15 protein-coding genes are annotated in these 12,605 nt (G+C 63.5%); 6 read left to right on the forward strand and 9 right to left on the reverse strand.

Annotated features, from left to right (window positions below; genetic code table 11):
* Positions 1-20: 20 nt before the first annotated feature.
* Positions 21-449: an integrase core domain-containing protein gene (locus tag IEW17_RS15575; RefSeq protein ID WP_308420628.1), complete on the reverse strand. Its 429-nt coding sequence runs from the start codon at positions 447-449 to the stop codon at positions 21-23.
* Here IEW17_RS15575 and IEW17_RS15580 point away from each other — a divergent pair.
* The 3 genes from IEW17_RS15580 (at position 449) to IEW17_RS15590 (ending at position 5,467) form a co-directional block, all read left to right on the forward strand.
* The gene (locus IEW17_RS15580) at positions 449-706 is read left to right on the forward strand and encodes a hypothetical protein (protein WP_188562986.1); all 258 of its coding nucleotides are present in this window, start codon (positions 449-451) and stop codon (positions 704-706) included. The genes IEW17_RS15575 and IEW17_RS15580 overlap by 1 nt on opposite strands.
* 220 nt (positions 707-926) lie before the next feature.
* A complete protein-coding gene (gene katG / locus IEW17_RS15585) occupies positions 927-3,221 on the forward strand; it encodes a catalase/peroxidase HPI (protein ID WP_188562987.1) in 2,295 nt (764 codons plus the stop codon).
* Between the two features lie 662 nt (positions 3,222-3,883).
* On the forward strand, positions 3,884-5,467 hold the full coding sequence (locus tag IEW17_RS15590) for an FAD-dependent oxidoreductase (protein WP_188562988.1): 1,584 nt from the start codon (positions 3,884-3,886) through the stop codon (positions 5,465-5,467).
* A 66-nt stretch (positions 5,468-5,533) separates the two neighbouring features.
* Here IEW17_RS15590 and IEW17_RS20975 read toward each other — a convergent pair whose 3' ends face one another.
* A complete protein-coding gene (locus tag IEW17_RS20975) occupies positions 5,534-5,698 on the reverse strand; it encodes a hypothetical protein (RefSeq protein ID WP_229749043.1) in 165 nt (54 codons plus the stop codon).
* A 70-nt stretch (positions 5,699-5,768) separates the two neighbouring features.
* On the opposite strand from IEW17_RS20975, the gene IEW17_RS15595 reads away from it, so the two are divergent.
* Complete coding sequence (locus IEW17_RS15595; RefSeq protein WP_188562989.1) at positions 5,769-6,074, forward strand: Tn3 family transposase; 306 nt, start codon at positions 5,769-5,771, stop codon at positions 6,072-6,074.
* 32 nt (positions 6,075-6,106) lie between these two features.
* On the opposite strand, the gene IEW17_RS15600 is transcribed toward IEW17_RS15595, so the two are convergent.
* The 7 genes from IEW17_RS15600 to IEW17_RS15630 form a co-directional block, all read right to left on the reverse strand.
* Positions 6,107-6,394, reverse strand: a complete 288-nt coding sequence (locus IEW17_RS15600; protein WP_229749044.1) for an integrase core domain-containing protein — start codon at positions 6,392-6,394, stop codon at positions 6,107-6,109.
* Positions 6,395-6,430: 36 nt separating this feature from the next.
* Positions 6,431-6,577: a hypothetical protein gene (locus tag IEW17_RS15605; protein ID WP_188562991.1), complete on the reverse strand. Its 147-nt coding sequence runs from the start codon at positions 6,575-6,577 to the stop codon at positions 6,431-6,433.
* Positions 6,574-7,023 (reverse strand): IS3 family transposase, encoded by a 450-nt coding sequence (locus IEW17_RS15610; RefSeq protein WP_188562992.1) that lies wholly within the window; start codon positions 7,021-7,023, stop codon positions 6,574-6,576. The genes IEW17_RS15605 and IEW17_RS15610 overlap by 4 nt, the downstream gene beginning before the upstream one ends.
* On the reverse strand, positions 7,020-7,346 hold the full coding sequence (locus IEW17_RS15615; RefSeq protein ID WP_188562993.1) for a transposase: 327 nt from the start codon (positions 7,344-7,346) through the stop codon (positions 7,020-7,022). The genes IEW17_RS15610 and IEW17_RS15615 overlap by 4 nt, the downstream gene beginning before the upstream one ends.
* 84 nt (positions 7,347-7,430) lie before the next feature.
* Entirely contained in the window at positions 7,431-7,817 is a 387-nt protein-coding gene (locus IEW17_RS15620; protein ID WP_188562994.1) for a DUF2141 domain-containing protein, read from the reverse strand.
* 66 nt (positions 7,818-7,883) lie between these two features.
* The gene (locus IEW17_RS15625) at positions 7,884-10,352 is read right to left on the reverse strand and encodes a multicopper oxidase domain-containing protein (protein WP_188562995.1); all 2,469 of its coding nucleotides are present in this window, start codon (positions 10,350-10,352) and stop codon (positions 7,884-7,886) included.
* Positions 10,353-10,359: 7 nt separating this feature from the next.
* Positions 10,360-11,529 (reverse strand): DUF2231 domain-containing protein, encoded by a 1,170-nt coding sequence (locus IEW17_RS15630; RefSeq protein ID WP_188562996.1) that lies wholly within the window; start codon positions 11,527-11,529, stop codon positions 10,360-10,362.
* A 499-nt stretch (positions 11,530-12,028) separates the two neighbouring features.
* Here IEW17_RS15630 and IEW17_RS15635 point away from each other — a divergent pair, with 499 nt between their 5' ends.
* Both IEW17_RS15635 and IEW17_RS15640 read left to right on the forward strand, forming a co-directional pair.
* The gene (locus IEW17_RS15635) at positions 12,029-12,214 is read left to right on the forward strand and encodes a DUF488 family protein, N3 subclade (RefSeq protein ID WP_188562997.1); all 186 of its coding nucleotides are present in this window, start codon (positions 12,029-12,031) and stop codon (positions 12,212-12,214) included.
* Positions 12,204-12,599 carry a cupin domain-containing protein gene (locus IEW17_RS15640; RefSeq protein WP_188562998.1) on the forward strand — a complete coding sequence of 132 codons (396 nt, stop codon included), beginning with the start codon at positions 12,204-12,206 and terminating at the stop codon, positions 12,597-12,599. Before IEW17_RS15635 ends, IEW17_RS15640 begins: the two co-directional genes overlap by 11 nt.
* Positions 12,600-12,605 lie beyond the last annotated feature (6 nt).

Consider the following 12,605-nt stretch of genomic DNA (forward strand, 5'->3'; position numbering starts at 1 on the left):
TTCCTTTTCTGGCTACCTCTCTACTTGAGAGGCAGTGCAATCATACAAGAGAATAGGGTGATATTACTAAGTTCTCGTTGGTGAAATTGATAGGGCTTCATGTAGCCAATGCTGGAGCGGCGTCGCTCGTGGTTATAAAAGTCAAAATAATCGGCGACGCTGGCCTGCGCATCGGCTAAGTCGGCAAACACGGGCCAGTCGCGGGCTTCGAGCACCTCGGTTTTGAGGCGGGACCACAGACTTTCCGCTTGCGCATTGTCACAGCATTCGCCGCGCCGACTGCCGACTGTGCGAGAACCGGGCCTGGACGTCGCGTAGCAGGGCCTTGTAAGCATTGCCCACGTACTGCCCGCCCTACCGGGTACGACCCCGGTCGGAATGAACGATGAGGCCGGGGGCGGGCCGTTGGGCCAGCAGCGGCCGCTGCAATGAGCTATTGACCAGGGCATTGGGCATATCAACCCAGCACCTGCCCCACGTCCTCGCTGAATACCAACCGGACCGGTGGCTCACCGGCACCGCCGTCGGACTGGCCCCCGCGGACCTGACGCATCTCGCCCAGCACCTGGCCGCCGCCCCGGGACTCCCCGTTCTGGACCCGCCCCTCTACGGGCTGCTGGCCCTGCACCTGGCCCAGCACCGCCTCCAAACCAGCGAACTGGCAGCCTTGGCGCTTCGCAATGGCACGTCGAAAACCAGTCATTAAGGCAGCGCGCGTCACGCGGGCCCTCAATTGAGACACAAGGACTCTTGCGCGCAACTCCATCCCAACTCGCGCGTACGGGATGCACCCGCCTTTGCCCGGCGTCTCGTTCGCCGCACAACTGGTGGTTGGAAGCGCCCGGCGGATGGCTCAAACCAGGGACCCAGATTGCATCACGCTACCGACGACTTATCCGAAATCAACGATTTTATAAAATATTCCCATGAATAACCTAAGCCCCGACAAGACCGATACCAAGACGTTCGAAATGACCGGCCAATGCCCCTTCGGCGGTGACCGCATCGGCGGCGCGGTGGGCACGCCGCCAGCCCTGTCCGACTGGTACCCCAACCGGCTGAAGGTGGAGCTGCTGCATCAGAACGGTGCGAGCGCCAATCCACTCGGCGACGACTTCGACTACGCCCAGGCTTTCAACGCCATTGATTTGGAGGCGCTGAAGCAAGACATCAAAACCCTCCTGACTTCTTCGGTCGCTTGGTGGCCGTCCGATTACGGCAACTATGGCCCGCAGATGATTCGGATGGCCTGGCACTCCGCCGGCACCTACCGCATCGCCGACGGCCGGGGCGGCGCCGGGGAGGCGCTGATGCGCTTCGCGCCCATCAACAGCTGGTGGGACAATGGCAACACCGACAAGTCGCGCCGGCTCATCTGGCCCATTAAGCAGCAGTACGGCAGCGCCCTCTCCTGGGCCGACCTTATCGTGCTGACCGGCAACTGTGCGCTGGAAATCATGGGCTTTCCCACCTACGGTTTCGCCGGTGGCCGCCACGACGCCTGGGAGGCCGACAACGCCACCTACTGGGGCCCCGAGGTGTGGGACCCCAAGAACGTGACCTCGTTCGACAGCATGGTGATGCGCGACAAGCGGTGGCGCGGCCGCAACGGCGATGCGGACTATGACCTCGAAAACCCGCTGGCTGCCACGCACCAAGCGGTAATTTACGTGAACCCCGAAGGCCCTTACGCCAACGGCGACCCGATGGGTTCGGCGCGCGACATTCGCGTTTCTTTCTCCCGCATGGCCATGAACGACGAGGAAACCGTGGCCCTGATTGCCGGCGGCCACGCCTTCGGCAAGAGCCACGGCATGGTGAAGGCGGATGAAATCGGGGCCCCGCCCGAGATTTCGCCGATGGAGGCGATGGGCTTTGGCTGGCACAACCCCAAGGGCCCGGGCAACGCCGAATTCACGATGACCAACGGCATTGAGGGGAGCTGGACGTCAAACCCGACCCAGTGGGACAACGACTACCTCGAAAACCTGTTCAAATACGAATGGGAGCAGACCAAGAGCCCGGCCGGCGCGCTACAGTGGACCCCGACCGACCCGAACGCGTCGAAAACGCCCGATGCGCACATCCCCGGCCAGTTGAACGCCCTGATGATGATGACGACCGACATTGCGCTGAAGGTCGACCCCGACTACCGCCAGGTCTGCGAAAAATTCCTCCACGACTTTGACGCGTTCACCCAAGCCTTCTCCAAGGCCTGGTACAAGCTGACCCACCGCGACATGGGGCCGCGTGAACGCTACCTCGGCTCCGAGAAGCGGAACGACAACGACCTGCTCTGGCAGGACCCTATCCCGCTGGCTGACTACGCGCTGGTCGACGCAGCGGATATCGCGGCCCTGAAGCAATCCATCCTGGCGTTGCGCATTTCCCCCTCCGACCTGGTGTACACCGCCTTTTCCGCCGCGGTCTCGCATCGGAGCAGCGACAAGCGGGGCGGCGCCAATGGCGGGCGGCTCGCGCTGGCCCCGCAAAAGGACTGGGCGGTCAATCGCCGGACCGTACCGGTAGTCGTCGCGTTGCGCACGTTGATGGCGGAATTTAACGGCCAGCAGACGGGTGGCAAAAAGGTCTCGCTCGCCGACCTCATCGTGCTGGGGGGCTGCGCCGCGCTCGAAAAAGCGGCGGCCGATGCGGGCATCGCGACCGCTGTTCCCTTCACGCCGGGCCGCCGCGATACGACGCAGGAATTCACTGACATCGAGATGTTTACGTGGTTGAAGCCCGTGGCCGACGGGTTCCGCAACTACCTCGACGACGGGTTCGCGGAAATTTCGCAGGGCGTGGCCCCGGAGGAATTGTTTCTTGATAAGGCGCAGCTCCTCTCGCTCACTGCCCCGGAGTGGGTCGCGCTGGTGGGAGGCCTGCGGGCGATGAACGCCAACCACGACGGCTCCGCGCACGGCATCTTTACCGACCGCGTCGGCGTGCTGACCAACGACTTCTTTACCGTGCTCACGAGCATGGACTTCGAATGGACGAAAGCGGACGCGCAGGGCATGACCTTCTCGCTCGACGACCGCGCGACGGGGGAGCAGCGCTTTACGGCGACGCGGGCGGACCTCGTGTTCGGCGCCAACAGCCAGTTGCGCGCGGTCGCGGAAATTTACGCCGGCAGTGATGGCCATCCGCGCTTCCTAAAAGCGTTTGCGAAGGCGTGGGATAAAGTGATGATGCTTGACCGCTACGACGTGAAAGTCTGAGGCCGATGCCTTGGTGCGGCAGGCTAGGGCCTTGGGTGCGGGGCAGCTGACCAGCCAATCAGTAGATGTTCGCTTCCCGGCACGTCCAAATTGCCCTACGTGGGTCGAAAGCCAACGGTCAAACGGAGATACTGCCCAAAGTTGGGAACAAAGCGCGTTGGCGCTTCGCCAAGTAGCATCAAAGGCAGCCTCGTGACGCTGCTGGTGTACGTACTCGTCTAAGCAGTCGCGCTTAAGTAACCGTAGTCAACCAAAAAGAACGTCATTCCGAGCTTGCCGAGGAATCTTGCTGGAGTCATCCGCGCCGCCCACTGGCGCGAGCGAGATTCCTCGGCAAGCTCGGAATGACGTTCTTCTTTATCCGGTTACTTATGCGTGGGCACTTAAGCCTGCCGGGCACGAAGCTGAACCAACCCTGTCCCGCCTCGTCCCGGTGCACTGCCCGGCCGCGCTGCTACCCGTAGGCCTGTTGCGGCGGCAGCTAAAAAAGCTGGTACCCCCGCACCAACTCATGCGTATTTAATCTCATTTACCGCGATGCGGTGGTGGCCCGGGTCTTCCGGCACATCGGATTGCCTTCGCAAGCGCCCAAGCTGCGCGGCAAGCAGCCAGCAGTTCTTTCCGGCGGATTTCCCCCGCTCCGTCTCCCAACCTCCCTTTTTATGGATGCAGCTCCTCCGCTCCCCGGCCCCGATTTCGGCACAGCCGGCATCGCCCTCCCCGACCTGGCCGAAGGGGCCCTAATCCGCGGCCACGCCCACGGCGAGCCGGTGCTGCTGGTGCGGCGCGGCGACGAGCTGCTGGCCGTCGGGGCATTGTGCACCCACTTCGGCGCGCCGCTGGAAACGGGCCTGCTCGTGGGCGACACGGTGCGCTGCCCCTGGCACCACGCCTGTTTCAGTTTGCGCACCGGCGAGGCCCTGCGGGCCCCGGCCCTCGACTCGCTGGCTTGCTGGACGGTGGAGCGCCGCGACGGGCGGGCCTACGTCACCGGCAAGCAGGAGCGCGACCCGCTAGCTCCGTTGTTGCCCGCCGCAACCGCGCCAGCGGGCCACCCCAAAACCATCGTAATTGTCGGAGCCGGTGGGGCCGGCAGCGCTGCCGCCGAGATGCTGCGCCGCGAAGGCTACCGGGGCCGCCTGACGCTCCTCGACGGGGAAGCGGAGGTGCCCTACGACCGGACAAATCTTTCCAAAAGCTTTTCCCCCGACGACGAGCAACAGATTCCCCTGCGCCCGGCGGGCTTTTACGCCGACCACGGCATTGACCTGGTGCAGGGCGAAGTAGTCTCTCTGGACGTGAGCGGCCGCCGCGTGCTGCTGGCCGACGGCTCCGCCCACCCGTACGAAGCGCTGCTGCTGGCCACCGGGGCCGAGCCGGTGCGGCTGGACATTCCCGGCCACGACCGGCCCCACGTGCACGTACTGCGCTCCCTGACCGACCACCGCGCCATTATGGCCGGGGCCGCCCACGCCCGGCGGGCCATGGTGCTGGGGGCCAGCTTTATCGGGCTGGAAGTGGCGGCCGCGCTGCGGGGCTTGGGGCTGGAAGTGCACGTAGTGGCCCCCGACGAAGTGCCGCTGGTCAAGGTGCTGGGCCCGGAGCTGGGCGCGATGGTGCAGGCGCTGCACCAGGAAAAGGGCATCGTGTTTCATTTGCAGCAGACCGCCACCGCCATCGAAGCCGACGCGGTGGTGCTCAAAAACGGCGAGCGGCTGCCCGCCGACCTGGTGGTGGTGGGTATCGGGGTGCGCCCCCGCCTGGCGCTGGCCGAGGCCGCCGGCCTGGCCCTGGACCGGGGCGTGGTGGTGGACGAGTACCTGCAAACCAGCGTGCCCGGCATCTACGCTGCTGGCGACATAGCCCGCTGGCCCGACCCGCACACCGGCGAGCGCATCCGGGTGGAGCACTGGGTGGTGGCGCAGCGCCAGGGCCAGACGGCCGCCCGTAACCTGCTGGGCCAACGGCAGCGGTTCGACGCGGTGCCCTTCTTCTGGAGCAAGCACTACGACCTCTCGATTCGCTACTCCGGCCACGCCGAGCAGTGGGATACGCTGGCAGTGGACGGCCCGCTGGCGCAGCGGGCGGGGAACGTGGCCTTCGTTCGGCAGGGCCAGACCCGGGCGGTGGCCAGCGTGCAGCGCGACCTGGACAACCTGCGGGCCGAAGTGGCGCTGGAGGCGCCCGACGAAGCCGCCACCGGCCAGCCGCGGCCCCCGACACCTGCTCCGCCGGCCGGCCGGTAGCGCCCGCGGCGCACCCGGGATGCGGAGGCGCGCTGTGGTCCTTTCCTTCGCTACACGCGTCGCCACTCACTTTATAGCGAGTGTATCCACCGCTACCCATGGCGTGAGGCAAGCGGGAAAAACCTTTTCATCAAGAGAAGGCACCACCAGCCCTGCGTAGCCATCGGGCCGCAGCAGGTAGAGGGTACCCGGCGTCTCCTGGTCGGCGGGGGCTATTTCCGTCAGGGGCAACCCGTGCGCGCGTGCCCACGCGGCGGTAGCCTCCGGGCCGGGGGCGGCGCAGAATACCTGCCAGCCCGGCGTGCGGAGGGCCTGGCTCTGGTTTGGCAGCGAAGGCGTCAGCCGCCGCAAGCAGCCGCAAGCTCAAAGCGAAACGGCCCGGTGCCTGACGCTGCTGACCAACTGCGTGCTGCTCTGGAACACGGTGTACAGGCAAGAGGTGTTGCGGCAACGACAGGCCGGGGGCTGCCCCGTCAACGAAGCGCACTCCGAATACCTTTCGCCCAGCCGCTGCGAGCACATCAACCGACTCGGCAAACACTCCTTCACCAACCCGGCGCAACTCGACCCTTCGCACCGCCGTCCACTCCGACATTCCGGTGACTAAATGGCTTAGCGTATAAATCTGAGGTGGTCCATTTAGGCTGGACAGTTTAGGGCAGTGGTTTTAAGTAATTGTCGATGAGCGTGATACGGCGTCTGGTAGCCAATACTGGAGTGCAGGCGGTCGTGATTGTAGTAGTCAAAATAGTCGGCGATGCTGGCTTGCGCGTCGGCCGGGTCGGCAAACACGGGCCACTCGCGGAGTTCGAGCACCTCCGTTTTGAGGAGGGACCAGAGGCTTTCGGCTTGGGTCGTACCCGGTAGGGCATTGTCGTAGCATTCGCCGCGGCGGCTCTGCGAACGCACGGCCCCGTGCCGGTGCAAGAGGGCGCGGTAGGCGTTGCCGCAGTACTGGCCGCCCTACCGGGTACGACCGCGGTCGGAGTGGACGACAAGGCTTGGAGTGGGCGACTGGGCGAAAAAGGCCTGCTGCAAGGCCGTGGTGACCAACTCTTCCGGCATCGTGGTCGCCACGTGCCAGCCCACCACGTGCTTGGTACACCTCATAAATAGGCCCAGTCGCCGTTGGCCAGGAGCAGGTACGTGATGTCGGACACCCACACCTGGTTGGCCCGGGTGGGCTTGGGCTGGTCCAGCAAGCGGTTGGGAGCGCAGCGCAGCCCGTGCGTGGAGTCGGTCGTGCGTGGAGTGTAGGCCTTGGGTTGGAGCGCCTGCAGGCCCCGGCGGCGCATGGCCGTGCGCAGGCGCTGCCGACCCACGGCGTACCCGTTCTGGCGCAGCGCAACTTGCAGCCGGCGGGTGCCATAACGGCGCTGGTGTACCCCAAAGGTCTTGACCGAGGCTGTTTCCCAAGCCGGCGTTTGCTGGTCCACCGCCCGCTGCTGCCCCGTTTGCCACGCATAATACCCACTGGCCGGCACCCCGAGCACGGGGCAGAGCCGCCGCACCGGGTAGTGGCCGCGCTCGGCAGCGATGAAGCGGTAGCGGCTCATTGGTCCGGCGTCTGCGAGATAACGCGCCTCAAGCGTTTGCTGGCGATGGCTTTTTTTAAAATGTCCAGCTCCTGCGCCTGCCGCCGGGCCAGGACCCGCAGCTGGCGCAGTTCGGCGGCCGTGGCCGGGTCCAGCGCCGCCCCCAATGCGGCCGTCCCCGGCGTTTGGGCGGCCTTTTGCCACTGGTAGATGCGTTTGAGGTCGATGTTGAGTGCCCGGGCGGCGGCTTGGGTCGAGCGGCTTGGGCCGGCCAGGCGCACGGCTTCGGCGCGGAAGGCCGCATCGTACGTGCGGCGGTTGTCGGGTTTTCGTGTGTCTTTCATGACGAAGGAGAGGTGCCACCCTGCTCTGTCCAGATTAACTAGACCACCTCAGGTTACCATAGTCGGCCCGTTGACCTTGAACATTCAGTCCTCAAAGGAGGGCACCTTGAAGCGCGGGTGGCCGACGTTGGACAAGTCAAAGAGCTCGGTGGGAATACCAATCAGGTTGCGGTCCACCAGGTCATTTTCGTTCAGGTCCTGCGTGGCAGCAATGGCCCACTCGCCGGGCGGCAGCTGAATGGGGTACACGACCTTATTACTACCCGCGGGCTTGATGTGCTTGAGCAGCGTGTACTGGTTGCGGACCAGGAAATTGGCCTTCACGTTGTAGAAGTACAGCTTCAGGGTAGCCTGAGCGGAAGGCAGCTTGGTCACGACCACGGTCACCGTCGTGGTGGCCGCAGTAGGAGGCGGAGCAGTAACCGGCAGCAGGTTGGCAGCAGCGAGCCAGGCAAATTTGAATAAGGTCATAACAGGAAGGCAAACGGTGAATAATCCACTGATGTGTAAGCGACTGGCCCTGAGGTGGGCACCAACCTAGTAGTGGAAGGTGAGGCCGGCACCCCAGCCGTATTGGTTGTCGTAGTTGGTGCTGAGCGAGGCGTACTTGCTGACCATGTAGCGAAATGCGATGGTAAATTCGCGGTCCGTGTTGCCGCTGATGTCCATGAACACGTTGTTGCTCAGGGGAAGGTCGCGGCGTTCCAGGCGCAGACGCAGCTGGCCGGTCAGGTCCGTACGCAGCTCGGCCCGCACCAGCAGGGGCAGCAGGTAGTACACGCCGACTTCCGCCTGCCGGCGGAAGTTGCGGTTGTTTTCCGTCGTGCGGCGGTTGCCGCCCTCGGTATCGGCTGCCGAACGCAGGGTTTTGTTGTCCCGAAAGTCGTAGCCGACGAAGCCGGCCCAAAATTGCCGCTTGTCGAGGTAGTGCAGCAGGTGGGTTTCGGTTTCGTAGTTGCCCCGGTAGTTCACGCGGCCTTCAAATTCCAATGCGTTTCGGTTGTTGGAGAGGTTGCCTTCCAGGAAAGCGCCCTGCGAATGCACCGATAGGTCGAACCACGGGTACACGGCGTTGTCTTCGCGCTTGAGCATGCGGTAGTTGCCTTTGGCGTACTCGTTCTGCGGGCTGGCGTCGTAGCTGACGATGCGGGCCATGCCGGCTATCATGTGGTAGAGGATGTGGCAGTGGAAAAACCAGTCCTGTTCCTCGTTGGCTTCGAACTCGATGGTGACCGTGCCCATGGCCGGGATGTCGAAAGTGTGCTTCATGGGCGAATAGGCCCCCTGGGCGTTCACCATGCGGAAAAAGTGCCCGTGCAGGTGCAGCGGGTGGCGCATCATGGTCAGGTTGGTGAAGGTCATGCGCACGTTTTCGCCCCGGCGGATGGGGATTTTATCGGCTTCGGACAAGGTCTTATTATCAAACGACCAGAGGTAGCGCAGCATGTTGCCGGTGAGCGTGAGCTTGACCTCGCGCCACTGCCGGGTGGAGTCGAGCGTGGTGGGGTGCAAGGCCCGCAACTGGCTGTAGTTGAAATCGCCGCCGCCGCCGCCCATGCTCATACCGGCCATGCCGCCGCCCATGTCCATGCCGGCCATGCTGCCTTGGTCCTGCATGGTGCCCATGCTCTTGCCGGCTTTCTCCTGCTCGTTCATCGGCCGGTCTTGAGGCGAGGGGGCCGCGCTGGCGGGCATGGTGCCGTTTTTCATGTCCATGCCCTTCATGGCGGGGTCCGCGGCCGGCTTCGGCTGCTGGCCCTTCGTGTCCATCCCCTTCATATCCCCACCGCCCCCTTTCATGTCCATGCCTTTCAGGCCCCCGCCCTTGGGGTCCATCTGGTCGTTGCCGCCCATGTTCATGCCAGTCATGTTGCCCATGCTATTCATTTCCCGCATCATCTGGAAGTAGTTGATGCGCGGCAGGTCGGGCGCTTTCATCGGCTCGCCGGCCCCGAAGTAGCTGGACGAGTAGCCGGTGATATCGTTGGCGGTGGCGCGTAGCTCGGCTGCGCCCGCGGGTGGGATGGTCACTAGCAGGTCGTAGGTTTCGGCCGTGGCAATTTCGAGCTTGGACACCGGAAAGGGCTCCACGTTGATGCCATCGGCGGCGATGACCTGCAGGGGGCCGCCGGCGTACTGCAGGTGGAAATACGAGGAGGCGCTGCCGTTGATGACGCGCAGGCGCACCACCTCCCCGGGCTTGGCGTCGGGGTAGTAGCTTTTCTCGCGGCCGTTGGTGAGAAACTTGTTGTAGTTGATGTCCGTCAGGTCCATGGCCGGCATGCGTTGCCACTCCTGCTTCACCTTGTCTTTGAGGTAGCCGGCGGCCAGGGCCTCGCCGTAGCTCTGCGTCGCGCCTTTCTGCACGGCAAACCATTCGCCGGCCCGCTTGAGGTAGCGCATCACCTCCTTGGGCTTATAATCCGTCCAGTCCGAGAGCAGCAGCACGTACTCCTTGAGCTCGTACTTCACTTCCTTGGGCTGGATGACGATGGAGCCGTAAAGACCCGACTGCTCCTGCAGCATGGTGTGGGAGTGGTACCAGTAGGTGCCGCTCTGAATGAGGGGAAACGTGAACGTGTGCGTGCCGCCCGGCGCGATGGGCGCCGTGTTGAGGTAGGGCACGCCGTCGTACTGGTTGGGCAGCAGGATGCCGTGCCAGTGGATGCTGGTTTCCACGCCCATCTGGTTGTGCACCCGGATGATGGCCGTGTCGCCCTCGGTAAAGCGCAGCGTGGGGGCCGGAATCTGCCCGTTGATGGCGATGGCTAGGCGGGTTTTGCCGCTGTAGTTGACCTTGCGCTCGTCCACGTACAGGTCGTACTCGACGCGGTGGCCGGCGTGGCCGGCCCGGGGAGTCACCACGTGCCCGCGCAGGTCCTGGTCCGGGGGAGGCGTGGCGATGCCATTGGCATCCTTGCCCTTGGGCATGGCTTGGTGCTGGGGCATTTGGGCAGCCAAGGGCAGCGAGCCAAGCAAAAAGAGTAGGCAGGTGAATAATCTCATGAATACGCTACTGTTTAGCATTCTTGGGTTTGTTCCGGGCGGGGTTGTTGTCCTCAAAGCGGAACTTGTCCATCGGGTTGGCCGGCGTACTCATGCCCGGCATCGAGCCCGTGGAGGGCATCGCCTGGCCTTTTGCCATGCCGGGCATGTCTTTCATTTTCCCCATCATCTGCCCAGCTTGATTCGGCTGTTTGGGGGTGGAAGCCTTCATGCCGGGCATAGCCGCCATGTTGTCCATGCCCGGCATGCCACCCATTTCAGACTTGGCCTTATTAGGCTTTTTCGTGCCAGCTGCCGGCTTGTTCATGCCCGGCATGTCCGCCATTCCGGGCACCTCCTGCGTTTGCTTTGGTTTGGCCGGAGTGCTCATGTTCATGCCTTTGGGCATCGCTTGCGCGCTTTTTGAGGCAGGCATCTTCATGCCCGGCGTGCGTTGCATAGCGCCCGCCCGGGGAGCCGGCCGAGTCTGGCTGCCAGGCTTGGAGCCGGACATGTCCATGTCACCCATTTGGTCGGGGGTAGCATTGCCGCTGCCCTTTTTAGGGGCAGCCGGGCCCTCCATCTCCATGCTGGGCATAGCTTTCGGGGAAGGCTTTTCAGCGGTTGATTGTGGGCCGGGTAATGCGGGAGTAGCGTCTTCGGGGTGGTCATCCGCCCTCCCCTGCTCGTCGTGCCCATCCGCCTTCATCTCCATGCCGGGCATGGCCTGAGCCTCGCCGTGTTCGTCGCCCTTCATCACTAGGTGGCCCTGCGGGCCGACGCCAGCGATGTACACCAGCTGCGCCCCGTGGTGGCCGGCCACGGAAACGGCCCCGGCCGCCGCCAACGCCGAAACCAGTACCAGGACGTCAAACGCCCGGCGATGAAGCTGAAAAAACTCCCCCACTCCACCAAGCAGCAGGGTAATGCCGGAAAGCCAGAGGGCGTAGCTGGCGTACTGCTCGTGGGCGCTGAACAAGTCTGCAGTCTTGGGTGACAAGCCCACAGGCATGGCGTGGAACACCGTGCTGACGGCCAGCGCCCCGGCGAAGCCGCCGGCCATGATGACCAGCGTAATCCATCGGACGGGCGGCCAATCCTTGAACACCAGTACCGCCTGCAGGGCCGCGCTGAGCAGGATGAGGACGATGGGAAAATGCACCACCAAGGGGTGCAGGTTGGGAAAATCTTTGAACATAAAGTAACTGGTAGTGGTGGCGGTTAGGGGCCGAGCAGTACCTGCTGCTAAACTTCTGGAAAATAGTGCGCAGCCAAAAGGCTGATGCGGAATATGCTGGCCAGTACTTTTGCTTCCTTACGCCATCTAACCCCCTTAATGTTTGCTGCTATTAACTGACAGCATTACATAATTCCCACTACCTGCTCTAAATGAGGCGGTAATTACCGGCCATATGCCGAAGAGTTGCTGTGCGTGGCAGCCTGCAAAAACTCGTCGGCCGTGCTCTTCGTAGGGGCTAAGGTGATGGAGCTGGTCCTGTTGCCCCAGGGGCAGGCCGAACGCCAAAGCCGCGCCGAAAACACGGTGGCCCAATTGGACAAGGAAGGCTTCGGGTCCTGTTTCAACATCGGCTTATGCGCGGCCGAATGCCCAGCCGGCATCACCCAGGGAAATATCGCGACCCTGAACCGCAAGTACCTGGTGGCCAAAGTGACGTCCAATAACCTTGCACAAGGCCATGGTAATCAACATCAAAAGAGTCTACGAAAAACCGACTCGGGAGGACGGCACCCGCATTCTGGTGGACCGACTATGGCCGCGGGGCCTGACCAAAGAAAAAGCCGGTGAAAACCGCCTGCATCCCGGTGGTACGCAACTTAACCAGACTTTAGCCCCAGACCCCGAACGACACGATGGAAGATAAATCGAACGACCCCACGCCCCAACGGCCGGAAGGAGGCCAGCCCTTCGATGCCCCGCTGCTGGTGCTCGACCTGCCCGCCCTACTGGCACAAGTCCGGCAGGAGCCCGCCTACCGCACCAGCGATCGGAACGCCCTGACCGTTTTCAAAACGGAAGGAATGCGCATTGTATTGCTGGCCCTGCACGCGGGCGCGGAGCTAAAAACGCACACCGCCCCCGGCATTATCAGCGTGCAGGTACTGGAAGGCCGGCTGATGTTCCGCACGGCCGAGCAAGCGACCGAATTAGCCCAAGGACAACTGCTGACGCTGCACGCTGGCATTCCGCACAGCGTAACCGCGGTCACGGAGTCCGTTTTTCTGCTCACGCTGGCCACAAAAAAATAAGACAGC

It is taken from the genome of Hymenobacter frigidus, from assembly GCF_014640435.1.
Lineage (GTDB): Bacteria > Bacteroidota > Bacteroidia > Cytophagales > Hymenobacteraceae > Hymenobacter > Hymenobacter frigidus.

Excerpts from the sequence above, each read along its gene's own strand:
- IEW17_RS15620 (WP_188562994.1), bottom strand. The coding sequence starts at position 7,817 with ATGACCTTATTCAAATTTGCCTGGCTCGCTGCTGCCAACCTGCTGCCG.
- IEW17_RS15640 (WP_188562998.1), top strand. The coding sequence starts at position 12,204 with ATGGAAGATAAATCGAACGACCCCACGCCCCAACGGCCGGAAGGAGGC.
- IEW17_RS15610 (WP_188562992.1), bottom strand. The coding sequence starts at position 7,023 with ATGAGCCGCTACCGCTTCATCGCTGCCGAGCGCGGCCACTACCCGGTG.
- IEW17_RS15575 (WP_308420628.1), bottom strand. The coding sequence starts at position 449 with ATGCCCTGGTCAATAGCTCATTGCAGCGGCCGCTGCTGGCCCAACGGC.
- IEW17_RS15590 (WP_188562988.1), top strand. The coding sequence starts at position 3,884 with ATGGATGCAGCTCCTCCGCTCCCCGGCCCCGATTTCGGCACAGCCGGC.
- IEW17_RS15625 (WP_188562995.1), bottom strand. The coding sequence starts at position 10,352 with ATGAGATTATTCACCTGCCTACTCTTTTTGCTTGGCTCGCTGCCCTTG.
- IEW17_RS15615 (WP_188562993.1), bottom strand. The coding sequence starts at position 7,346 with ATGAAAGACACACGAAAACCCGACAACCGCCGCACGTACGATGCGGCC.
- katG (WP_188562987.1), top strand. The coding sequence starts at position 927 with ATGAATAACCTAAGCCCCGACAAGACCGATACCAAGACGTTCGAAATG.
- IEW17_RS15635 (WP_188562997.1), top strand. The coding sequence starts at position 12,029 with ATGGTAATCAACATCAAAAGAGTCTACGAAAAACCGACTCGGGAGGAC.
- IEW17_RS15630 (WP_188562996.1), bottom strand. The coding sequence starts at position 11,529 with ATGTTCAAAGATTTTCCCAACCTGCACCCCTTGGTGGTGCATTTTCCC.
- IEW17_RS15605 (WP_188562991.1), bottom strand. The coding sequence starts at position 6,577 with ATGAGGTGTACCAAGCACGTGGTGGGCTGGCACGTGGCGACCACGATG.